The 22,568-nt window shown below is 70.8% G+C and carries 15 protein-coding genes and 1 other RNA gene; 13 read left to right on the top strand and 3 right to left on the bottom strand.

Translation table 11 applies throughout. The features are described from left to right. Positions 1-151: 151 nt before the first annotated feature. The gene (locus ACFWBQ_RS07115; RefSeq protein WP_385484978.1) at positions 152-3,514 is read right to left on the bottom strand and encodes an FHA domain-containing protein; all 3,363 of its coding nucleotides are present in this window, start codon (positions 3,512-3,514) and stop codon (positions 152-154) included. A gap of 418 nt (positions 3,515-3,932) precedes the next feature. On the opposite strand from ACFWBQ_RS07115, the gene ACFWBQ_RS07110 reads away from it, so the two are divergent. The 4 genes from ACFWBQ_RS07110 to ACFWBQ_RS07095 all read left to right on the top strand — a co-directional run bounded on the left by ACFWBQ_RS07110 (position 3,933) and on the right by ACFWBQ_RS07095 (position 9,348). Next, positions 3,933-5,567, top strand: coding sequence for a serine/threonine-protein kinase (locus tag ACFWBQ_RS07110; RefSeq protein ID WP_385484977.1), 1,635 nt, complete (start codon positions 3,933-3,935; stop codon positions 5,565-5,567). Positions 5,568-5,712: 145 nt separating this feature from the next. After that, positions 5,713-6,951 (top strand): serine/threonine-protein kinase, encoded by a 1,239-nt coding sequence (locus ACFWBQ_RS07105; RefSeq protein WP_385484976.1) that lies wholly within the window; start codon positions 5,713-5,715, stop codon positions 6,949-6,951. Between the two features lie 70 nt (positions 6,952-7,021). Then, positions 7,022-8,128, top strand: coding sequence for a peptide chain release factor 2 (gene prfB, locus ACFWBQ_RS07100; RefSeq protein WP_385484974.1), 1,107 nt, complete (start codon positions 7,022-7,024; stop codon positions 8,126-8,128). 353 nt (positions 8,129-8,481) lie between these two features. After that, entirely contained in the window at positions 8,482-9,348 is an 867-nt protein-coding gene (locus tag ACFWBQ_RS07095) for a hypothetical protein (RefSeq protein WP_385484972.1), read from the top strand. Between the two features lie 2,062 nt (positions 9,349-11,410). On the opposite strand, the gene ACFWBQ_RS07090 is transcribed toward ACFWBQ_RS07095, so the two are convergent. After that, positions 11,411-11,602, bottom strand: a complete 192-nt coding sequence (locus ACFWBQ_RS07090; RefSeq protein ID WP_385484970.1) for a hypothetical protein — start codon at positions 11,600-11,602, stop codon at positions 11,411-11,413. Positions 11,603-11,860: 258 nt separating this feature from the next. Here ACFWBQ_RS07090 and ftsE point away from each other — a divergent pair, with 258 nt between their 5' ends. The 5 genes from ftsE to ssrA all read left to right on the top strand — a co-directional run bounded on the left by ftsE (position 11,861) and on the right by ssrA (position 15,763). Continuing rightward, positions 11,861-12,550, top strand: a complete 690-nt coding sequence (gene ftsE / locus ACFWBQ_RS07085; RefSeq protein WP_382735168.1) for a cell division ATP-binding protein FtsE — start codon at positions 11,861-11,863, stop codon at positions 12,548-12,550. Positions 12,551-12,585: 35 nt separating this feature from the next. Then, positions 12,586-13,503, top strand: a complete 918-nt coding sequence (gene ftsX, locus ACFWBQ_RS07080) for a permease-like cell division protein FtsX (protein ID WP_385484968.1) — start codon at positions 12,586-12,588, stop codon at positions 13,501-13,503. Positions 13,504-13,571: 68 nt separating this feature from the next. After that, a complete protein-coding gene (locus tag ACFWBQ_RS07075) occupies positions 13,572-14,759 on the top strand; it encodes a S41 family peptidase (RefSeq protein ID WP_385484966.1) in 1,188 nt (395 codons plus the stop codon). 18 nt (positions 14,760-14,777) lie between these two features. After that, positions 14,778-15,266 carry an SsrA-binding protein SmpB gene (smpB, locus tag ACFWBQ_RS07070; protein ID WP_385484964.1) on the top strand — a complete coding sequence of 163 codons (489 nt, stop codon included), beginning with the start codon at positions 14,778-14,780 and terminating at the stop codon, positions 15,264-15,266. A gap of 109 nt (positions 15,267-15,375) precedes the next feature. After that, positions 15,376-15,763, top strand: a transfer-messenger RNA (tmRNA) gene (ssrA, locus tag ACFWBQ_RS07065). Positions 15,764-15,833: 70 nt separating this feature from the next. On the opposite strand, the gene ACFWBQ_RS07060 is transcribed toward ssrA, so the two are convergent. Next, positions 15,834-17,015: an MFS transporter gene (locus ACFWBQ_RS07060; RefSeq protein ID WP_385484962.1), complete on the bottom strand. Its 1,182-nt coding sequence runs from the start codon at positions 17,013-17,015 to the stop codon at positions 15,834-15,836. Between the two features lie 83 nt (positions 17,016-17,098). On the opposite strand from ACFWBQ_RS07060, the gene ACFWBQ_RS07055 reads away from it, so the two are divergent. The 4 genes from ACFWBQ_RS07055 to ACFWBQ_RS07040 all read left to right on the top strand — a co-directional run bounded on the left by ACFWBQ_RS07055 (position 17,099) and on the right by ACFWBQ_RS07040 (position 22,490). After that, a complete protein-coding gene (locus ACFWBQ_RS07055) occupies positions 17,099-18,070 on the top strand; it encodes a LysR family transcriptional regulator (RefSeq protein WP_385484960.1) in 972 nt (323 codons plus the stop codon). Between the two features lie 153 nt (positions 18,071-18,223). Next, positions 18,224-18,895 carry a hypothetical protein gene (locus tag ACFWBQ_RS07050; RefSeq protein WP_385484958.1) on the top strand — a complete coding sequence of 224 codons (672 nt, stop codon included), beginning with the start codon at positions 18,224-18,226 and terminating at the stop codon, positions 18,893-18,895. A 2-nt stretch (positions 18,896-18,897) separates the two neighbouring features. Continuing rightward, positions 18,898-21,096: a bifunctional polysaccharide deacetylase/glycosyltransferase family 2 protein gene (locus tag ACFWBQ_RS07045; RefSeq protein ID WP_385484956.1), complete on the top strand. Its 2,199-nt coding sequence runs from the start codon at positions 18,898-18,900 to the stop codon at positions 21,094-21,096. Next, complete coding sequence (locus ACFWBQ_RS07040) at positions 21,093-22,490, top strand: acyltransferase (RefSeq protein WP_385484954.1); 1,398 nt, start codon at positions 21,093-21,095, stop codon at positions 22,488-22,490. Before ACFWBQ_RS07045 ends, ACFWBQ_RS07040 begins: the two co-directional genes overlap by 4 nt. Positions 22,491-22,568 lie beyond the last annotated feature (78 nt).

The following is a 22,568-nucleotide window of genomic DNA, read 5'->3' as shown; positions in this document are numbered from 1 at the left end:
GTGCCGCTCACGTCTCACAGCGTGCGATTCACATCGTCCGTGCGCACAGTCCTACGCCGGGCGCACGGGCGCCGCAATACCGCCATCGCCCCCGACCGGACGATCGTGATGGGCTCGTGACGTGAGGTCGGTGCGCCGCAGCGGCTCGGATTCAGGACGGCGACGAGGGGAACGGGACCAGCGGGGGCAGCCTTTCGGCGTTCACCGAACGGGCCGCCCGCTCCAGGGCGCTGGCCAGCAGAGCCAGGTCCGTCGGCCCGTTGCCCAGCTCACGGACCGGGCGCCGGGTCGGCGGATCGCCCATCCGCTCCCACTCCAGCGGGACGACGGTGGGACGCAGGGTGGCCGTGCGCGGGATGCGGCCGGTGACCCGGCCGCCCTGGAACGGAGTGACCCGGCCGTCCGGATGTCCCAGCCGCCCGCGGCCCGGGGCGGCTTCGTCCGGTGACGGCGGTATGACGGGTGGGTCGAGCACGATACGCAGCCGGGCCCCGCGGGCCAGCTCCGTGTCCTCGGTGCGGTCCGGGCGGCCGGAGGTGGCGACCAGATGGACGCCGAGCCGTCCGCCGTCCCTGGCCACGGCTTCCAGCGCCCGGACGACGGATCCGGCGGCCGGGCGGCCGGGGCTGCCGAGCGCAGGGGCGACCAGGGCGTCGAAGTCGTCGGCCAGGACGACGAGCCGGGGCAGCGGGGAGGGACCGGGATCCGTGGACCTGGCGGTGGTCCGCAGCCGCAGGGTGCCGCTGGCGGCGGATTCGAGATCGCCCCGCTGTTCGGCGACGCCGGCGGGGCGGCGGCCGACGAGCGCCTGCGACTCCTCGTACCGCGCGTGCCACGCGGTGAAGTCCAGCGGGCCGAGCAGCTCGGCCCGGCGCTTCAGCTCGCCGCCGAGCGCCTGGGCGAACTCCCGCATCCGTACGGGGTCGGAGGCGACCAGGTGCGTGAACACATGCGGCAGCTCCGTACAGGGACGCAGACCCTCGCCGCGCTCCCCGTGCTCGCCGCCCGCCCCGTCGATCAGCAGGATGCCGAGCCGGTCGGGCCGGGCGGCGGACGCCAGCGAGGCGGCGACGGCCCGCAGCAGTTCCGTACGGCCGCTGCCCGCCGGTCCCTCGACCAGCAGGTGCGGGCCCTCATCGGCCAGATCGACGGAGAGGGGCCCGCGGGGTCCGGCGCCGAACACGATCACGGGCCGCCCCGCATAGCCGGAGGACACGGGTGCGGGGGTCTGTGCCTCGCGCCGCTGCTCGGGCACACCGGCCGCCGGAGCGTAGGCGGAGCGGCCCGATACGGAGCTGGTGGGCCCGCTGCCCCGGAACGGCGTGTGCCCGGAATCGGGGGCCGTGCGCTGCTGCCCCACCCGGGGGCCGGTGCTCAGGGTGCGGCCGGAACCCGTCATGTCCAGGTCCGCACCTGCGGGGGCGGCCGCGCGCACCGTTGCCCCCGGCTGGTCCTGTGCCGTGGACGCCCATCGGGCCATCAGGGAGGCCGGGGTGGCCCTGGCGAGGCCCAGCTCGTCCAGCAGCCGGGCCGACGGGGGCAGTGCGGCCGCCGCCATGGGCCTGCCCGGCAACGTGGCCGAGCCCTCGTCGCGCAGTGGGGCCAGGGCGCGCCCGAACCGCTCTGCCCAGGCCGCCGACACCGCGTCCACCGCGGCGACGGTGCCGTGCCCGGCGGCCTGGCCGCCCGCCGTACGCAGCAGCCGCAACGCGGTCGCCACATCGCCGCTCAGCATGGCGACCGCCCCGCACTCGCGGAAGGCGATCGAGGCCCGGCACGCGGTGTCGTAGGTCGCGGCGACCGGAGAGGTGGGCGAAGCCGCCGGGGCCTCGGCCAGACAGATCAGATGGATTCCGGCCGCAGCCCCCGCACCGGCCAGCCCGGCCGTGCTCTCGCGCAGCGCTGCCGAACCGGGGTCGCCGTCCACGATCACCACCGTGTACGGCCCCGAGTGGCGGCGGGCGGCCTCGGCCACCGTGGCCCGGTCCGCGCTCGCCCACGAGGGGCCGAGGGGCCCCTCGTACAGGCGGCGCACCAGCTCGGCCGTACGCGCTTCGGCCTGCTCCCTGTTGTACGCGAGGAGCAGCCTGCAGTCCTGGCCGTGCATGGGGCGCAGATGCGGCAGCCAGCCGAGCCAGGACCACTCCCGCCGCCGCTCGTCGGTGCTGCGCGTCCGGTCCGTGCTGATCAGCACGATCTCCAGGTCGAACGGGGAGTGCAGTGCGGCGAGCTGCGCCACTGTCGAGCGGACGAGTCCGGACAGCCGTGCCCTGGGTCCCGCGAGCCCGAGTGAACCGGCCTCCCGCAGTCCTACGGTGACCGGCACGGCCGGCAGGTCGGCCCGCTCCGTCGTCCCCAGTCGTACGACCAGTGCCTCCGGGTGGGCCGCATCGCGCTCCCACAGACGCGGGCCGGGGCCGAGCGCCGTGAGGAGCACCGTCGCGGGGTCGGGCCAGGTGCCTGCCGGGGCGGAGGGAGAGGGGGAGCTCGCGGAGGGGGAGAGCCGGGCCGGGCCGGCCCCGGCGGCCGGGACCGGGCCGTCGGCCGTCCCGTTGCCCGGGTCGCCCTTGCCGCCCGTCAGGCGCCGCGCCCAGGCACCTATGCCGCCGCGCCGCGGAGCGTCGCCCTCCGTGAGGGCGTCGGCGCGGCCGTGGGTGAGCTGCGGCCGGGCACCGGCCGGTCCGCCCCGGTGTTCGCCGTGTCCGGCGGGGGCGTCGTCGTACGCATCGTCCGCGCCATGATCGGGGTGTCCGGCGGGGGCAGGGCTGTAGGCGTGGCTGTGCCCGCCGCCGTCACCGCGCTCTTCCCCCTCGCCGTCTCCCACTGTGCTCGCCCCGGCGCACGCCGTGCCCCGGGCGTGGGCGTCGGCCCGGGTGACCCTCAGGTGGCCCTCGCCGTCGGGTGCCGTCGTCAGCGCCGGCGTACGGGTGCCTGCCGTGAGCCGGAGCGTCGACTCGCCGAGGCGCAGCAGTGCGCCCGGGGTCAGCGGGACCGGGCGCTCGCCGACCTCCGTACCGTCCAGGGAGGTGCCGTTGGTGGAGCGGAGGTCGGCGACCGATACCCGGCCGTCCTCGGAGACCGTCACCGCGCAGTGCAGCCGGGACACGTCCGGGTCGTCGAGCGGTACGTCGGCGTCGGCGGAGCGGCCGATCCGGATCTGCCCGCCGTGCAGCAGATGGACCCCGCCCGCGTCGGGCCCCGCGATCACGTGCAGCTGCGCGGGGACGGCGTCGTCCGCCGCCTCGTCCTCGCCGGGCACCTGGAGGGAGAGCACCGCGCCGTCGACCAGAGGTGGCTCACCCAGGGCGCAGCGCTGCGGGTCGAGCCGCTCGCGCCCGGCGTACAGCACGACGGCGCCGCCGCCCAGGGAGCCCTCGGGCCCCGATACTGCCGCTGCCAGGCTGGAGGCGACTGCCGCGAGGGCCGTCCCCGCGGGGGCGGTTATGAGCACGTCGCAGGCGCGCGTGGGGGTCTGGCCGCTGCGCGGCGCGAGGACGGTCAGCCGGATCTGCATCGCCGTCAGCGGTCCCTTCTGCGCGGGGTGCCCGGCAGGGGGTGGTGCCCTGTGATTCCCCCCACCCGGCACGGACGCGTCGTCCGGTACAGGTCGTCACGGAGCGTGAGATTCCCTGCTTCACAGTTCCGTGCTTGAGGCATCCTCGCACCTGCCACTGACAACACGCCCGGGGGTGACCGCTTAGTGATCTTGAAAGGTCGGCTGTGGGTGCAAAAGTGCCTGCTTGGTCCTCCCCGGGTCGTGCTGCACACTCGTTCGGCAACCAACTGTCCTGCCTGTGCGTCTTCCCCGGACACGGCACCGGTACGACCGAGGACAACCGGCCGGTGCCCCGTACGGCGGCACTAGAGTGGGCCGGAACATCCGGGCGGACCCGGGGGTCCGCAGGCACAACGATCAGCAGGGAGCGCATGACGTGCGGCCGGTAGGCAGCAAGTACCTGCTCGAGGAGCCGCTCGGACGCGGCGCCACGGGCACCGTCTGGCGAGCCCGCCAGCGGGAGACCGCGGGTGCCGAGGCGGCTGTCGCCGGGCAGCCCGGCGAGACCGTTGCGATCAAGGTCCTCAAGGAGGAGCTCGCCAACGACGCGGATGTCGTGATGCGGTTCCTGCGTGAGCGCTCCGTGCTGCTGCGGCTCACCCATCCGAACATCGTGCGCACCCGGGACCTCGTCGTCGAAGGCGATCTCCTCGCCCTCGTGATGGATCTGATCGACGGCCCGGACCTGCACCGTTACCTCCGCGAGAACGGCCCGCTCACCCCGGTCGCCGCCGCCCTGCTCACCGCCCAGATCGCGGACGCGCTCGCCGCCAGCCATGCCGACGGCGTCGTCCACCGCGACCTGAAGCCCGCCAACGTGCTGCTCGACGAGCGGGACGGTGCGATGCACCCGATGCTCACCGACTTCGGCATCGCGCGCCTCGCGGACTCCCCGGGCCTGACCCGGACCCATGAGTTCGTCGGCACGCCCGCCTACGTGGCGCCCGAGTCCGCCGAGGGCCGTCCGCAGACCTCCGCCGTGGACATCTACGGCGCGGGCATTCTGCTCTACGAGCTGGTCACCGGACGCCCGCCGTTCGCCGGGGGCACCGCCCTCGAGGTCCTGCACCGGCACCTCAGCGAGGAGCCCCGGCGGCCCAGCACCGTTCCGGAGCCCCTGTGGACGGTCATAGAGCGTTGCCTGCGCAAGGACCCGGCCCAGCGGCCCAGCGCCGTGAGCCTGGCCCGCGCGCTGCGTACCGTCGGCGCGGGTGTCGGGGTGCACGCGAACTCGGCGCAGATCGCCGCGGCCGAGGGCGTGGGCGCCCTGCTCGCACCCGATCCGGCGCCCGCCGCCGTACCGGAGATCCCGGGCGCGGCCGATGCGACGCAGGTGCTGCCGAGCAACGCGGGTTCGTACGACCCGGCGGCCCCGACCAGCGTGATGCAGCAGACTCCGGGAGGCGGCGGCCACGCCGACCCGACCGCGGTCATGCCTCCCGTGCCCCCGCATCCCGATGGCCCTCCGCGCCCCGACGAGCCGCACCCCTGGCAGTCCCAGCTCCGGGCGGCCCGCGACCGCAACGAGCAGACGCAGGTCCAGTACCTCGACCCGAGCCAGGACCCGCTGCGCCGCCGCCCGCAGCGCCAGCAACAGCCCCCGCAGCGCCAGCAGCCTCAGCAGCAGCAGCAGCGCCCGCAGCCCCAGCGCGCCCAGCAGTACCCCCAGCAGCAGCCTCAGCGCTACCAGCCGCAGCAGCACCAGCCGCAGCGCCAGCAGTACGCACCCCCGCAGCAGCCGGCTCCCCAGCCGCCGGCCCCGCGCCAGCCCAGGCAGCGCAGCGCCAACCCGACGCGCATCCCCGGCCTCGGCTGCCTCAAGGGGTGCCTGTTCACCGTGGTGCTGATGATCGTCGCCGGGTGGCTGATCTGGGAACTGACACCGCTGCAGGACTGGGTGGCCCAGGGCAAGGGGTACTGGGAGGCGATCGGGGACGGGATCTCCAAGGTCTCCGGCTGGGTCGAGGACCTGGGCGGCAGCAACCCCGAAGAGCCGCCCAGCGGTCAGTAACGTCGCCCACTCTGTGTCTTTGTCGACTTCTGCGGGCTATTTCGCCCGCAGAAGTGAAGGTTGGCGCCAACCAGGCCACGCAACACCCCGATAGCCGCGTAACTTTGTCGACCGGGGGTCAACGCCAGCCGCTGAGGGAGCAGTCTTGGCACGGAATATCGGCAGCCGGTACACCGCCCACCAGATTCTGGGGCGCGGCAGCGCCGGCACGGTGTGGCTCGGCGAGGGGCCCGAGGGCCCCGTCGCCATCAAGCTGCTCCGTGAGGACCTCGCGTCCGACCAGGAGCTCGTGGGCCGCTTCGTGCAGGAGCGCACCGCCCTGCTCGGGCTCGGTCATCCGCACGTGGTCGCCGTGCGCGACCTCGTCGTGGACGGCAACGACCTGGCGCTGGTCATGGACCTCGTACGGGGCACCGATCTGCGCACCCGTCTCGACCGCGAGCGGCGCCTCGCGCCGGAGGCCGCCGCGGCGATCATCGCGGACGTGGCCGACGGGCTCGCGGCCGCGCACCGGGCGGGAGTGGTCCACCGCGACGTCAAGCCGGAGAACATCCTGCTCGACATGGAGGGCCCACTGGGCCCCGGGGGCTCGCACCCGGCACTGCTCACCGACTTCGGCGTCGCCAAGCTGATCGACACCCCGCGCCGCACCAAGGCCACCAAGATCATCGGTACGCCGGACTATCTGGCCCCCGAAATCGTCGAGGGCCTCCCGCCGCGCGCCGCCGTGGACATCTACGCCCTCGCGACGGTGCTGTACGAGCTCCTGGCGGGCTTCACGCCCTTCGGTGGCGGCCACCCCGGCGCGGTGCTGCGCCGACACGTCACCGAGACGGTCGTCCCCCTCCCGGGCATCCCCGAGGAGCTCTGGCAGCTCCTGGTCCAATGCCTGGCCAAGGCCCCCGCATCCCGGCTGCGCGCCTCCGAGCTCGCGGTCCGCCTGCGCGAACTGCTTCCGCTGCTGTCCGGAATACCTCCGCTGGATGTGGACGAGCCCGATTCCGAGGCCGAGCCGCAGACGTACGACGAGCAGCAGTACACCCCCGCCCAGGAGGAGCCCCGCCGCCGCGGCGCGGTCCCGCTGGTCCCGGGCTCCTCCCCGGACTCCAACCGGGACACCCACACGAGCATGCGTGTCCCGGCCCCCGACGAACTGGCCGGCGGCCCCCTGGGTACCGCACGGGCCCCGCGCGCCCCGGGGCGTCCGCGGCCCGGATCGGCGCGCAACAAGTCCGCCGCCGTCCGCAAGCGGCGCATCACCCTCGGTGTGGCGGTGGTCGCCCTGTGCGTGGCCGTAGGAGTGGGCGGATGGCTCGCCACGAGCGGTGACGACGCGGGCGCGACCCCCCAGGACACGCGGAATTCGGCGCCGGCGACGCCCTGAGACCCGCCGCCGGGACGGCCCGGCTCCGGGGGAGGGACAGGTTCACTCGTCCAGCCGTTAGGCTGGACCCGTGGCAGTCGTCGATATTTCCGAAGAGCTGAAGTCCCTCTCCTCGACCATGGGGTCGATCGAGGCCGTCCTGGACCTGGATGCGCTGAGGGCCGACATCGCCGCGCTCGAGGAGCAGGCTGCGGCGCCGTCCCTCTGGGACGACCCGGAGGCGGCCCAGAAGATCACCAGCAAGCTTTCGCACCTCCAGGCCGAGGTCCGCAAGACCGAGACCCTGCGCGGCCGCATCGACGACCTCGCCATCCTCTTCGAGCTCGCCGAGGACGAGGCTGACGCCGACGCGCTGGCGGAGGCGGAGTCCGAGCTGGAATCGGTCAGGAAGGCGCTGGACGAGATGGAGGTCCGCACGCTCCTCTCCGGCGAGTACGACGCGCGCGAGGCCCTGGTCACCATCCGCGCCGAGGCCGGTGGCGTCGACGCCGCCGACTTCGCCGAGAAGCTCCAGCGCATGTACCTCCGCTGGGCCGAGCGGCACAACTACAAGACCGAGGTCTACGAGACCGCGTACGCGGAAGAGGCCGGCATCAAGTCGACCACCTTCGCGGTGGAGGTGCCGTACGCCTACGGCACGCTCTCCGTCGAGCAGGGCACCCACCGGCTCGTCCGGATCTCGCCCTTCGACAACCAGGGCCGCCGCCAGACGTCCTTCGCGGGTGTCGAGGTGCTGCCGGTGGTCGAGCAGACGGACCACATCGAGATCGACGAGTCCGAGCTGCGTGTGGACGTGTACCGCTCCTCGGGCCCCGGCGGTCAGGGCGTCAACACCACGGACTCCGCGGTGCGCCTGACCCACCTGGCGACCGGCATCGTCGTCTCCTGCCAGAACGAGCGTTCGCAGATCCAGAACAAGGCATCCGCCATGAACGTCCTCCAGGCGAAGCTTCTTGAGCGCCGCCGCCAGGAGGAGCAGGCGAAGATGAACGCGCTCAAGGGTGACGGCGGCAACTCCTGGGGCAACCAGATGCGTTCGTACGTCCTGCACCCGTACCAGATGGTCAAGGACCTGCGTACGGAGTTCGAGATGGGCAACCCGGAAGCGGTGTTCAACGGCGAGATCGACGGCTTCATCGAGGCCGGTATCCGCTGGCGCAAGCAGAGCGAGAAGTAGCCGTATCCGTACGGTGGTCGGGCCCGGCAGGGATACCTGCCCGGGCCCGTTTCCTTTTCCCGCCGCGTGAAGGCGAGTTGAGGGGGCTGTGTGGTGAATGCGTCACAGTCGTGGTTTTGAATAGCCGTCAAGAACCCCCATAGCGGCGCGTAAGCCCCGGAACGGCCTTGACGTAGTCCTTAACTCTGGACAGGCTGCAGGAGCAGCATGCGTATGTCTGGGACAGGTGTGAACGGGGGCGGGGCGGGATGACCACGGCACGACGTGGCCCTGCAGAGCGCGCGACCCCCACAGGGCCGAGGACCGCATATGGCTGCTCCATCGACGAGATCAGCTACTGGGGGTAGCAACAGATGACCAAGAAGACGCGACTCCGCGTCGCGCGGATAGCCGCCGGCGCGGTTATTGCCGCGGGAGCCTCGCTCACCGTTGCGGGTGCCGCACAGGCCACAGGCCTCGGCATCGGTATCGGCGTGGACGCCGACGAGACCGGGCTCAGTGCCCAGGTGACCACCGGTGAGGAGGCCGACGGCGGCCTCCTCGGTGGAGTCGACGCGGGCGCCGACGGTGGCGCCGCTGACGGTGGTGCTGATGGTGGCGCCGCTGATGGTGGCGCTGACGGCGGTGCCGCTGATGGTGGTGCCGCTGATGGTGGTGCCGCTGATGGTGGTGCTGACGGTGGCGCCGCTGATGGTGGTGCCGCTGATGGTGGCGCCGATGGTGGTGTTGACGGCGGTGCCGCTGATGGTGGCGCCGATGGTGGTGTTGACGGCGGTGCCGCTGATGGTGGCGCCGATGGTGGCGTTGACGGCGGCGTGGACGGCGGTGCCGATGGTGGCGCTGACGGCGGCGTTGACGGCGGCGTTGACGGCGGTGCCGATGGTGGTGCTGACGGCGGTGCCGCTGATGGTGGCGCTGACGGCGGTAACGGTGCCAATGGTGGCGCTGACGGCGGCACGGACGGCGGGACCACCGGTTCCGCCACCGGTGACACCGACGGCTCCTGCACCGTCGACCTCGACGGTGCCGAGTGCGCCGACAACACCGACACCGACAGTGTCGGCAACCAGCCGGTCGAGCAGGGCAAGGGCAAGGACGAGCTCGCCGAGACCGGTGCGGCCGAGACCACGTTCCTGCTGGTCGGCGCCGCGACGATGATCGCCGGTGGCATCGGCTTCCGTATCCTGCCGCGCCTGGTGAACGGCCGTACGGTCGCCTAGTAACCGCTAGCGGTACATGCACGCACAGAGGGACCCGATCCGCTTCTGCGGATCGGGTCCCTCTGTGCGTGGGCGGCAGACGCCCTCAGGCGGTGGTGTCGGCTGCCTGCCGGGTTACGGCGCGGGTGACGCCTCCGCCTTCGCGAACGCCGGTGCGCTCTCCCGCGAGTCGCTCTCCCTCTTCGCGGAGGAGAAGCTGACGACTGCGCAGATCAGCGCGATCGCTCCGACCGCATACCGGTTGAGGCCCGGGACGCCGGTGGAGCGCGAGAGGACGTGGAGCGCGCCGGAGCGAGCTTGTACTGGATGCCGAACGGTTCCTCAATCCGGGCCTCTCGTATGCGTGCAGGAAGCGCCGACAGTGCGAGATCCCGCACCGGCCGGGCGACGATACGGAAACCGAAGGCGTAGGCCCGCATCACCTCGTCGCGGGTGTTGCAGTCGATGACGTTCTTCAGGCCGTGCTCGGAGGCCGGCCGGCCGCGGTACGTGTGCGAGGAGTTCGCCCGGCAGCCGGGAGAAGTGCTCGGCAATCTCCGGCTGTTCGGCGCTCTCGGTGTGCATGCCCGTCAGGAAGGTGGCGCCGCGGGTCTTGTCGGCGGTGAGCACCGCGGCCAGGTGCTCCTGGATGCTGAGTATGAAGACGGGGCCGGGAATCCGGCACCGTGGCCGTAGTGGCCGTCGATGCCCCTGGTGGCGGTGGCCGCGTAACCGCAATGAGCCACCTCGGGCCGGGGCAGCGGCGACTCCTGCGCGAGCCTGGGCATCCCCTGCGGCGGCCTCGACTGCACCGCGTCCCCGAGGCGACGGCGCGCGCCCTGGGGCAACTGCGGCCCACTGCGCTGATCAGCACCAGGGCGTGCAGGTCCCTCCTGGAGCGTGCGGGGTGCCCGGCGGTGACGCCGTTCTCTACGGACATCTGGACGGCTCCACCGAGGGCGCACCGACGTACGCCTCCCTTGCGGCCTCCGAAGCACGCGAAGTGGAGCCGGTGGAACAGTCGTTCGCGATGTACTGCTTCACCTCGGGCACCAGTGGCACACCCAACGCGGCTATTCGCCACTCCTCTATCGAAGGACGCCGACTCGCTTCACTGGTCGCGCAGTTCGCGTTCGGCCCGAGTGTTTCTGCCCCTCGGCGACCGAATCGGCCTGAGCCCGGAGGGGGACGGGGCGGACATGGCCCGGCTGATCCGGACGGAGGGTGTCTCCACCCCCTTGATGGTTCCGCCCTTTCTCGCGTTCCTGGTCTCGCACCTCGACTCCCGGGACCTGGCGGCCACGGCCCGGCTGTGTTTCGTGCTTCCGGCAGTCTGCAGATCAACCGGTGGCTGATCGGTCCGGCCCGGGAGCGCCTCGGGCCCGTGCAGCACCTGTACTACGGCATGACCGGGACCCGTCTGAACACGCTGATCACCCCGGAAGAGCTGCATACCGCCCCGGCAGGGCCGGCCGGGCAAGGAGGGCAGCACTCTCACGGTGGTCGACGCACAGGGGTGCCTACTGCCGCCGGGTGCGCGCGGCCGCGTCGCCGGCGCGAGCTACCAGCTCATGGATGAGTACGCCACCGGGCAGCCGGTATTTCTGGGCCTCGACCCGGGCGACGGTGAGGGAACACGGCGTTTCCAGCCCACCGGCGACAACGGAGCGCTCGACGCCGAGGGGCGCCTGGGCTCACCGGTCGTACGGACGGCGTTCCAAGGTGGGCGAGACAGCACCGCTGGATGTGAACGTCTTCGGTCGCGCATGCGACCTGATGTACCTGCCCCGAGTGCGTGACGCCGTCGTCCTCCGTATCGGCCCGACCACACTCGGTGACGCATCGGTAGTGCCCTTCGGCCCGACCTCGCCGGAGCGCGAGCCGGTCAGCCTCAGAGCCGTCCGAGCCGCCTGTGCCGGCTGCCGGCAGGGTGCCCTGTCCGCTCGCTCACGTACCTGCCATCGCCTCGATCCCGTACAAGCCCGACGGGCAAGGTGCGGGCCGTGAGCTGCTCACGGAAGCGCTCCCGCGGGTGCCCGCGGGAGAACAGGTGAAAAGGGGCGGCGAAGCCGTAACCGCTCGATTACACGGCTTGGTGCGCGAGCAGCGCGAGGGCGGCCACCAGGATCACCATCAGGGCGATCAGCATCGCCGGATTCAGCCCCGCGAACGGGCCCTCCTCCTGCATACGCTCCCGGTTCGCCCGGCAGACGCGGCACCGGCCCTCGCTGACGGGAGCCGCGCAGTGTGCGCACACCAGTCGGTCATAGGTCATGCGCTTTCCTCCTCCCGCGCGGCGGAGCCGCATACGCTTTCTCTCCGCACAACGCTCCGGGAAACGCAACCGTTCCCCCTACCACTGTGCCAGCTCGTGCGGGTTTCGGCGCGGCCCGCCGGACAAGGTCCGGCACGCCCCGTTTCGCACCCGGTCGTGTTTCGTTACATAACGCCCATTGCTGGACGCCGGCTGCACGCGTCAGCCCGGTTCGCGTATGGTCACGCACACCTACTCCCGGCCGACCGTGGTGCATCCGTGATCCGATTCGACAACGTCTCCAAGACCTACCCGAAGCAGAGCCGTCCAGCTCTCCGGGATGTCTCACTCGACATCGAGAAGGGTGAGTTCGTCTTCCTCGTGGGCTCATCCGGCTCCGGGAAGTCCACCTTCATGCGGCTCATCCTCCGCGAGGAGCGCGCCAGCCAGGGCATGGTCCATGTGCTCGGGAAGGACCTCGCGCGTATGTCCAACTGGAAGGTGCCGCAGATGCGCCGCCAGCTGGGCACGGTCTTCCAGGACTTCCGGCTCCTCCCCAACAAGACCGTTGCCGAGAACGTGGCCTTCGCGCAGGAGGTCATCGGCAAGCCGCGCGGCGAGATCCGCAAGGCCGTGCCGCAGGTGCTCGACCTCGTCGGTCTCGGGGGCAAGGAGGACCGGATGCCCGGTGAGCTCTCCGGTGGTGAACAGCAACGCGTGGCGATCGCCCGTGCGTTCGTCAACCGCCCCATGCTGCTGATCGCGGACGAGCCGACCGGAAACCTCGACCCGCAGACCTCCGTGGGCATCATGAAGCTGCTGGACCGGATCAACCGGACCGGCACCACCGTGATCATGGCGACCCACGACCAGAACATCGTCGACCAGATGCGCAAGCGCGTCATCGAGCTCGAGCAGGGCCGTCTCGTACGTGACCAGGCGCGCGGCGTCTACGGCTACCAGCACTGAGCACCTGCACAAGCATCGAGTACTGAAAGGACGCCATGCGCGCCCAGTTCGTCCTGTCGGAGATCGGCGTCGGTCTTCGTCGCAACCTCACGATGACCTTCGCGGTCGTGGTCTCCGTCGCCCTCTCGCTCGCCCTGTTCGGCGGTGCGTTGTTGATGCGCGAGCAGGTCAGCTCGATGAAGACCTACTGGTACGACAAGGTCAACGTCTCGATCTTCCTCTGCAACAAGAGCGACGCCAAGGACGTACCCAAGTGCGCCAAGGGTGCTGTCACCGCCCAGCAGAAGAAGGAGATCGAAGCCGATCTCAAGAAGATGGACGCCGTCGAGAAGGTCGACTTCGAGACGGTCGACGAGGCGTACAAGCACTACCAGGAGCAGTTCGGCGATTCGCCGATGGCCGGCAACATCACGCCGGACCAGATGCAGGAGTCGTTCCGCGTCAAGCTCGACGACCCGCAGAAGTACAAGGTCGTCGCGACGGCCTTCGCGGGCCGTGACGGGGTGCAGTCCGTCCAGGACCAGCGCAGCATCCTGGACAACCTCTTCGGGCTGATGAACGGCATGAACGTGGCCGCGCTCTTCGTGATGGCGCTGATGCTGGTCATTGCGCTGATGCTCATCGTGAACACCGTCCGTGTCTCGGCGTTCAGCCGGAGACGGGAGACGGGCATCATGCGCCTCGTCGGTGCCTCCGGCTTCTACATCCAGATGCCGTTCATCATGGAGGCGGCATTCGCCGGTCTGATCGGGGGGCTGCTCGCCTGCGTGATGCTGCTCGCCGGCCGGTACTTCCTGATCGACGGTGGTCTCGCGCTCCAGGAGAAGCTGAATCTGATCGACTTCATCGGCTGGGAAGCGGTGCTCACCAAACTCCCGCTGGTCCTTGCGATCGGCTTGCTGATGCCCGCTGTTGCGGCTCTCTTCGCATTGCGCAAGTACCTCAAGGTGTGACAAGCGCCCCGTGCGGCATGCGGCCAACGAGCCATGAGCCGCCGGGGCGTTGTCCTAGACTCGGCGCCATGCCGGGCCTCACGCACCGATTGAACCCCCGCGGTATCTACCGCGGGGCGGCCCTGACATTGGTTTTCGCGAGCGTGCTGGCCACCGCAGCGGCCACCGGTTCCCTGCCCCGGAAGGGCGACACGGCGGCGGAGATAAAGGCCCGCACCGTCTCCTCCACCGTCGGTTCCGTGGACCGTGAGGAGATCGCGGACGCGGCGGCCGACGCCGAGGCCGACGGGAAGTCCGGGACGGACGCCGCGTCGGAGGTCGTCAGCCGCAGCGGGGACCGCTGGGGCGCCGTGTACGACGAGCACGAGTACAAGGACTTCGAGCAGGCACTCGACGGCTCGTACACCGGAGTGGGCATCTCCGCGCAGCGCTCGGCCCGCGGAGACGTCGTCGTGACGGGAGTCCAGCCGGGCGGACCTGCGGACCTGGCAGGTGTCCGCAAGGGCGACCTGCTGCGTACGGTCGACGGCCACCCCGTCGAGAAGCGTCCGGTGGCCGAGGTCGTCGCCCTGCTGCGCGGGGACCGTACGGGAGCGGTCGAGGGCACCACCGTGGTCCTCGGGCTCCGGCGAGGTGGGCACTCCTGGACCGAGACCCTGCGCCGGGCCCGGCTCACCACGCGGCCCGTCACCGTCCAGCGGCTGGGCGGGGATCCCTCCTCCGTCGTGCTGATCAAGGTCGCCGCCTTCACCAAGGGTGCGGGCACCGCGGTCCGCGACGCCGTGCGCACGGCCCCGGGGGCAGCCGGGATCCTCCTGGACCTGCGGGCCAACGCGGGCGGACTGGTCACCGAGGCCGTCACGGCCTCCTCCGCCTTCCTGGACGGCGGACTCGTCGCCACCTACGACGTGCACGGAGAGCAGCGTGCCCTCTACGCCGAGCCCGGGGGCGACACCGACCGGCCCGTGGTCGTCCTCGTGGACGGCGGCACGATGAGCGCAGCCGAGCTGCTGACCGGCGCCCTGCAGGACCGGGGGAGGGCCGTGACCGTCGGATCGCGCACCTTCGGCAAGGGATCCGTGCAGATGCCCAGCAAGCTGCCGGGCGGCTCGGTGGCCGAACTGACCGTCGGGCAGTACCGCACTCCGGCGGGCCGCAGCGTCGAAGGACGCGGCATCACACCGGACGTCGGGGCGGGTTCGGAGGCCCAGCAGCGGGCCGAGACAGTATTGAGTGGCCTCGGGGGTGGGTCGTAGTGCGAAAATGACCGCACTATGGCCAAGGAAAAAGACACCGGGCGCAAGATGATTGCGCAGAACAAGAAGGCGCGGCACGACTACCACGTCCTCGACACCTACGAGTGCGGCCTCGTGCTCATGGGTACGGAGGTCAAGTCGCTGCGGATGGGCAGGGCGTCGCTGGTCGACGGCTTCGTCCAGATCGACAACCACGAGGCGTGGCTGCACAACATCCACGTCCCGGAGTACGTGCAGGGCACCTGGACCAACCACGCGGCCAAGCGGAAGCGCAAGCTGCTCCTGCACCGGGCCGAGATCGACAAGCTGGAGTCGAAGTCGCAGGAGACGGGCCACACCATCGTGCCCCTCGCGCTGTACTTCAAGGACGGCCGGGTCAAGGTCGAGATCGCGCTCGCCAAGGGCAAGAAGGAGTTCGACAAGCGTCAGACGCTGCGCGAGAAGCAGGACACACGGGAGACGAACCGCGCGATCTCGGCGGTCCGCCGGCGCCAGCGGAGCGCGTAGCCCGGGACCTCGCCCCGGAGCTGCCAAAATACGGTGGCACCGGCGTGCTCCGGTCACGTACGATGGGTCGTGCACCTCACAGAAGGTGCGCGCATTGAAAAATCAACATGGGGATGATCGGTTTCGACAGCGGATGTCGAAGCAGGGGAAGCGAGTCGAGGAAGCGACAATGATCTCGTTAACCATATGTCGCAAACAATAATCGCCACTTCTAAGCGCGATTCCTCCGCCTTCGCCCTCGCTGCCTAATTAGCAGCTAAGCGAAGACTCTGCGGAGTGTCAGCCCGGGGGTGATCCCGACCCGGATCCTGGCATCAATTAGGGATCTAAACTTCTAAACCCGGTCACGGGGTCTAGAAGGAAACCAAACAGTGACTGGGCCTGTCGGAGGCTTGTTCGCGTGACCTCCGGGGCCGAGAAAAGCGCAGCGAACTGCACTCGGAGAAGCCCTGGTTCCGCACCGTTGGACGCGGGTTCGATTCCCGCCATCTCCACAATTCCCATGTGAACGAGGACCCCGTTGCCCCTGGCAACGGGGTCCTCGTTTTTTTCTGTGTGCGTCCGCACTCAGGCCCTGCGTGTCCCGGCCGCAGCCACCACCAGCGCCAGCGCCGCCGCACACATCGGCGCCGCATAGCCGGTGACCGTCCCGGAGTGCTCCACCAGCCGGCCGCCGACCGCCGAACCCACGGCTACTCCGCCCAGCAGTGCGGTGACCGCGAGCGTCATGCCTTCGTTGAGCTGCGCCTGCGGGGTGAGCCGCTGCACCAGCGTCATAGCGGTGACCATGGTGGGCGCCGTGGCCGCACCTGCCAGCAGCAGGCAGCCCGCGAGGACGAGCAGGGAGTCGGTCGTGGCCGCGGCGATCAGGGGGAGCGACATCAGTACGGTCATCGCGGCGAGGCAGAGCAGCAGTCGGCGCCGGATGTCCCCGGCGGGGCGCAGCGACCCGTACAGCAGTCCCGCCACGCAGGAACCGCCCGCCTGGAGAGCGAGGACCGCACCCCCGGCGTGGGCGATCGAGACCAGCTCCAGGGCGCCGAAAACCGCACCCGTCGCGAGGAAGGCGGCGAGCAGGGCGGGCATGCCGGGGGTCCGAAGGGGAGAGGCCGCGTGGGTACGCGGTGCCACCGGGGGCTCGGTCGCCCGTTGTGCGGCGAAGATCAGGACGCCGGTCATCAGGAGGATCGCGCCGGTGAGTGTGCCGGCTTCGGGGAACAGTGCCCCGCACAGGGTGGCGGCCAGTACCGGGCCGAGCATGAAGCACAGCTCGTCGGCGGCCTGTTCGAAGGAGTTCGCGGTGTGCCGGGCCGCCGGATCGTCCTGGTGCAGATGGGCCCAGCGGGCCCGGGACATGCCTCCGGTGTTCGGGGCGGTGGCCGTGGCGGCGTACGCGGCGAAGAGCGTCCAGACCGGGGCGTCGTAGTGCACGCAGAGCAGCAGGGCGAGCGAGCCGAGCGCCGAGAGCGCGGTGGCCGGCACGGCGATCCTGGCCTGGCCGTGCCGGTCGACGAGCCGCGCGGTCCAGGGGGCCACCACGGCGGTCGCGGCGAGGCCGGTGGCGGTGACGGCGCCTGCGAGGGCGTACGAACCGTGCGCACCGGCGATCATGATGACGGCGCTGACACTGAACATCCCCATGGGCAGCCGGGCCAGGAGGGTTCCCGCGGTGAAGGCGCGGGCGCCGGGGGTGGCGAGCAGGCGGAGGTAGGGGTTGCCGACGGGGGCGGAAGCGGTTTTCTGGAGCACGGATCAACCCTCACGGGGCGTGGCCCGTACCGTCCAACACCTACCCCGCATCGATTCACGCACCTCTGTTGTAAATTCGGGGTATGCCTTCCTCCGATGTCGACCCCCGGATTCTGCGTGCCTTCGTCGCCGTCGCCGAGGAACTGCACTTCACCCGTGCCGCCGCCCGGCTCTACGTCGCGCAGCAGGCGCTGAGCCGGGACATCCGCCGGCTGGAGCGCGAACTCGGCCAGGAACTCTTTGTGCGTACCACCCGCCAGGTGTCGCTCACCCCGGACGGGGAACGCCTTCTTCCGTACGCCCGGCGGGTGCTCGACGCGCACACCGAGCTTGCCGCCGCCTTCGGCGACCCGGCGGCCCGCCCGCTGCTCGTCGACCTCAACATCGACGGGATGACCGCGGCCCGGGTCCTGGCCAGGGCGCGGGAGCTCGCACCCGAGTGCGAGCTGATGGCCCGCTTCGAGAGCGGTCTGACCTGGGCGGCCGGTGAGGTGCTCGCGGGGCGGCTCGATGTCTCCTTCGGGCGGGCGGCCGGGCTCGACCCCGCGGTTCTCGCCCGGCTCTCCGTACAGCCGGTGCGGTACGAGCCGATGGCCGTCCTGCTGCTGCGCGACCATCCTCTCGCCGGGCGTGAGGTCGTCACCCTGGACGACCTGTCCGGTGAGACCGTCTACGCGGGGGCAGGCAATACGCGCACCCTGGAGTGGACCGATCTCGCCGCCCGCCTCTTCGGCGAGTGGGGCATCGTGCTGGCCCCGCCCGCTCCGCTGGCCGTCGGAGTGGCTGAATTCCAACGGGTGATGGCCAAGTCGGGCAACCCCGTTCTCAGCGTCGTCGACTTCCCGCCGCTGCCGGGGACGGTGGTGCGCCCGTTGGTCCGCCCCGTCCCGCTGTCCCCGCTGCTGCTGGTGTGGCGCACCGGGCTGGTTCACCCAGGTCTGAACGCGCTGCGTGCTGCTGCGGCCGAACTGGCTGCGACAGCGGGGTGGATGGTGCGGCCACCTGAATCGTGGCTGCCGGAAGCCGATGTGTCACTCATGCGTCACTGTTCATGAACAACACCTGACACACGGGCCTGACGGTCACCGGGGTGCGCTACATTCATGTTTCCGGGTGCACCGCGTGGGGGGCGTGCGGACAGGGTGGGGGCCCGGTCCGACGGCAGAAATCCAGTCATTCGCGCGCACCCGACTCATTGAGTGGGGGATGTGCGAACACCTGTGGAAAATTGGCGCGAAGGTACCCGTACCGGGCACACGCATGAGCCGAACGACGTCACCGTCCAACTGGACGGACTCGGCCGGCAACTTTCCGAACTGCCCGTTGAACCGACTCCGCCGGACAGCACCGACGGTCCGGTCTTCGTCGACGAGAGCGGCCGCCGCAGCAAGACGTACCGGCGCCTGGGCTGGGTACTCGCCGCGATCTGTGCCGTCTACGCGGTGACGCTGGTCGTCGCCGTGCTCGGCGGCAACTCCAGCGCTCCCTGGCTGCCTCTCTCCGGACAGGAGGAGAAGAAGTCGGGCGAGGTGGAGGTCCAGCCCGCCCCGACCGACCGCACCGGCTCGGTGGCCGAGAGTCCCGGGCCCACGCCCAGCTCCACCGCCTCCGGTCCGGCCGCCACCGCCGGTGCGACCGCGATCGGCGGCGCGTCCGCCGGACCGTCCTCGCCCGGCAAGGGTTCCTCGGCCTCCGCGAGCATCGTGCCGCCCAAGGACGACGACGTCGCCACGCAGCCTGCTCCCGGGGCGTCGGCCTCCGAGACGCCGCCCGCCAGCCCTCCGCCGTCGACCGACCCGGGCGGGCCGGCCGAGTCGAGCCCGCCCCCGCCCGAAGAGTCCTCGGCCCCGCCGGTGGTCCAACAAGAAGGCGCCCAGTAAAAATGACAACCCCCGTCCCGCGGGGCAGGCACAACCGGAAGAAGAAGCGGACCGTCCGGCGCAGGCTTCCGATGCGCTACCTGCTTCCGTCGCTCCTTCTTGTCGCCCTGCTCGCCATGCTGATGCTGCGCGGATACGTGCACAGCGAGATCCTCGCCGACCACCGCGTCCAGGCCCCGGCCCCCACCACGCAGGTGCCGGACAGTGTCCTCGAAGGCGGTCCGGTCATCGACGCCCGGGCCCCGGGCCAGGCCGCGAAGACCCTTCGCATACCCGACCACAAGATCGTCCTGACCTTCGACGACGGCCCCGACCCGGTCTGGACCCCGCGGGTCCTGGACGAGCTCAAGAAGCACCACGCGCACGGCGTCTTCTTCGTCACCGGCACCATGGCCTCCCGCTACCCCGACCTCGTGGAACGCATGGTCGATGAGGGGCACGAGGTGGGGCTGCACACGTTCAACCACCCCGACCTGTCGTTCCAGTCCACCAGCCGCATAGACCGGGAGCTCTCCCAGAACCAGCTGGTGCTGGCGGGCGCAGCCGGTATCCGTACCTCGCTGTTCCGGCCGCCGTACTCCTCGTTCTCCGACGCCATGGACAACAAGTCCTGGCCGGTCACGCAGTACATCGGCAGCCGCGGCTACCTCACCGTCGTGAACAACACCGACAGCGAGGACTGGAAGCGCCCCGGGGTTGGAGTGATCTCCAAGAACGCCACGCCCAAGCACGGCAAGGGCGCGATCGTCCTGATGCACGATTCCGGCGGCGACCGGTCCCAGACCGTTGCCGCACTCGGTCACTTCCTGCCCAAGATGCAGGACAAGGGCTACGACTTCACCAACCTCACGACGGCGCTCGGCGCCCCCAGCGCGCACACCCCGGTCACCGGGTTCGCGCTCTGGAAGGGCAAGGCGTTCATCGGGGCGGTGGAGATCTCCGAGAACGTCACCAGCGTCCTGGTGGTCGGGCTCGCGGCCATCGGCGTGCTGGTGATGGTCCGCTTCGGTCTGATGCTGCTGCTCTCCTTCCTGCACGCCAGGCGGGTGCGCCGCAAGGACTTCAGCTGGGGCGAACCCTTCATCCGACCGGTGTCGGTCCTCGTCCCCGCGTACAACGAGCGCGAGTGCATCGCCGCCACCGTGCGCTCGCTGGTGGCCAGCGACTACCCGATCGAGGTCATCGTCATCGACGACGGCTCGACGGACGGTACGGCCGACCTCGTCGACGAGATGTGGATTCCGAACGTCCGCGTCGTCCGCCAGCGCAACGCCGGAAAGCCCGCGGCGCTGAACAACGGCATCGCGAACGCCCGCTACGACATCGTCGTGATGATGGACGGCGACACGGTGTTCGAACCCTCCACCGTGCGTGAGCTCGTGCAGCCCTTCGCCGACCCCCGGGTCGGGGCGGTCGCGGGGAACGCCAAGGTCGGCAACCGCGACTCGCTGATCGGCGCCTGGCAGCACATCGAGTACGTGATGGGCTTCAACCTCGACCGCCGGATGTACGACATGCTGCGCTGCATGCCCACCATCCCCGGTGCGGTCGGCGCCTTCCGCCGGGACGCGCTCGACCGGATCGGCGGCATGAGCGAGGACACCCTCGCCGAGGACACCGACGTCACCATGGCCCTGCACCGCGACGGCTGGGATGTCGTCTACGCGGAGAACGCGCGGGCCTGGACCGAGGCTCCGGAGTCCGTGCAGCAGCTGTGGTCGCAGCGCTACCGGTGGTCGTACGGCACGATGCAGGCCATCTGGAAGCACCGTCGCGCCGTCATCGAGCGGGGCCCCTCGGGACGCTTCGGACGGGTCGGATTGCCGTTCGTCTCGCTGTTCATGGTCGTCGCCCCGCTGCTGGCGCCCCTCATCGACGTCTTCCTGCTGTACGGACTGGTCTTCGGCCCGACGGGGAAGACGGTCGCCGCCTGGTTCGGCGTCCTGCTGGTCCAGGCCGTCTGCGCCGCGTACGCGTTCCGGCTCGACCGGGAGCGCATGGTCCATCTGATCTCCCTGCCGCTCCAGCAGATCCTCTACCGCCAGCTCATGTACGTCGTGCTGCTCCAGTCGTGGATCACCGCTCTCACCGGCGGCCGGCTGCGCTGGCAGAAGCTGCGCCGTACGGGAGCGGTGGAAGCGCCGGGTGCGACACAGACCCGTCGCAAGGACGCCGACAAGGACCGGAGGCCAGTCGCGTGACGTATCCGAACCAGCAGCCCCGTCAGGACGGCCCGTACCCGCCGGAAGGCGAGTACGGCCAGTACGGCGAGTACGTCCAGTACCCGCCGCAGGACAGTCCCTTCGCGGCGGAGCCCGGCCTGGACCCGCAGGCGGTCCCCGGCGCTCGCCCGGCGCACCCCGGTGCGCACACGGGCTCGCACCGGGGCGCCCCGCCCACCGCACCGCGTACCGCCCCGCCCACCGTCCAGTCCTCCGCGTCCGCCGGGGCCGCCGCCAAGGCCGCCCCGGCCGCCAAGCCGGGACGGGACCGCTATCTCGACCTCCTGAGGGCTGTGGCCCTCGTCCGCGTCGTCTTCTTCCACCTCTTCGGCTGGGCCTGGCTGACCGTCCTCTTCCCGTCCATGGGCGTGATGTTCGCCCTGGCCGGTTCGCTGATGGCCCGCTCGCTGGCCCGCCCCGCAGGAAGCGTGATCCGTAGCCGGCTGCGCAGGCTGCTCCCCCCGATGTGGGCGTTCTCGCTCGTCGTCGTGCCGGTGATGTTCGCGCTGAGCTGGAAGCCCGTCCGCGAGGAGGGGCTGTGGTGGTTCATCAAGATCGGCTACTACCTCTTCCCGGTCGGAACCCCGCCGTACCCGGAGGAGAGCGGCTCGACCGGCGGCTGGCTGGAGCTGACCTGGGCCGACCAGGCAGCGGGGCCGCTCTGGTACATCCGGGCCTACCTCTGGTTCGTGCTCGCCTCGCCCCTGCTGCTGAAGGCGTTCCGCAGACTGCCGTGGGTGACGCTGCTCGCCCCGATCGGCCTCACGGCCGTGATCGGTACCGGCCTGGTGACGGTCCCCGGCACGTTCGGCGAAGGTCTCATCGACTTCGCCGTGTTCGGATCCTGCTGGATCCTGGGCTTCGCCCACAACGACGGACTGCTGAAGGAGATCCCGCGCTATCTGGCGGTGTCGTCCGCCGCGATCGTCATGGGCTTCGGCCTGTGGTGGGCGTCCGGCCACCTGACCGAGGAGGGCTGGAATCTGGACGAGATCCCGCTCGCCCAGGCCACCTGGTCCCTCGGCTTCTGCGCGATCCTGCTCGTGTACGCGCCGTCCTGGCAGAAGCTCCCCGGGAAGCTCGCCGGATGGGACCGCATGGTCACCCTGGCGAACAACAGGGCCGTGACGATCTATCTGTGGCACAACCTGCTGCTGATGGCGGCCGCGCACCTCGTCAACGAGCTCTGGTCCGTCCCGTGGTTCGGCGACACGTTCGGTACGTACATCGAGCAGTCGTACGAGGTGCTGGTCCTGATCGCGATCTGGCCGCTCATAGGGCTGGCGATCCTGGCGTTCGGCTGGGTCGAGGACGTCGCCGCCAAGCGCCGGCCGCGCCTGTGGCCCAACGGGGTGGGCAAGCGCCGGGCCTGAGGCCGGTGACAGGGGTGCGGCGGGCACGGCTCACCGCACCCCCGACGGCCGAGTGAGAGCAAGGTTGCGCACCGGTCA

The organism is Streptomyces sp. NPDC060035, assembly GCF_042736635.1.
Classification (GTDB): domain Bacteria; phylum Actinomycetota; class Actinomycetes; order Streptomycetales; family Streptomycetaceae; genus Streptomyces.
Note: the sequence above shows the minus strand (reverse complement) of the source record. Positions and strands in the feature narration are given on the sequence as shown.

Excerpts from the sequence above, each read along its gene's own strand:
- ACFWBQ_RS07115 (WP_385484978.1), bottom strand. The coding sequence starts at position 3,514 with ATGCAGATCCGGCTGACCGTCCTCGCGCCGCGCAGCGGCCAGACCCCC.
- ACFWBQ_RS07095 (WP_385484972.1), top strand. The coding sequence starts at position 8,482 with ATGACCAAGAAGACGCGACTCCGCGTCGCGCGGATAGCCGCCGGCGCG.
- ACFWBQ_RS07090 (WP_385484970.1), bottom strand. The coding sequence starts at position 11,602 with ATGACCTATGACCGACTGGTGTGCGCACACTGCGCGGCTCCCGTCAGC.
- ftsX (WP_385484968.1), top strand. The coding sequence starts at position 12,586 with ATGCGCGCCCAGTTCGTCCTGTCGGAGATCGGCGTCGGTCTTCGTCGC.
- ACFWBQ_RS07075 (WP_385484966.1), top strand. The coding sequence starts at position 13,572 with ATGCCGGGCCTCACGCACCGATTGAACCCCCGCGGTATCTACCGCGGG.
- smpB (WP_385484964.1), top strand. The coding sequence starts at position 14,778 with ATGGCCAAGGAAAAAGACACCGGGCGCAAGATGATTGCGCAGAACAAG.
- ACFWBQ_RS07055 (WP_385484960.1), top strand. The coding sequence starts at position 17,099 with ATGCCTTCCTCCGATGTCGACCCCCGGATTCTGCGTGCCTTCGTCGCC.
- ACFWBQ_RS07045 (WP_385484956.1), top strand. The coding sequence starts at position 18,898 with ATGACAACCCCCGTCCCGCGGGGCAGGCACAACCGGAAGAAGAAGCGG.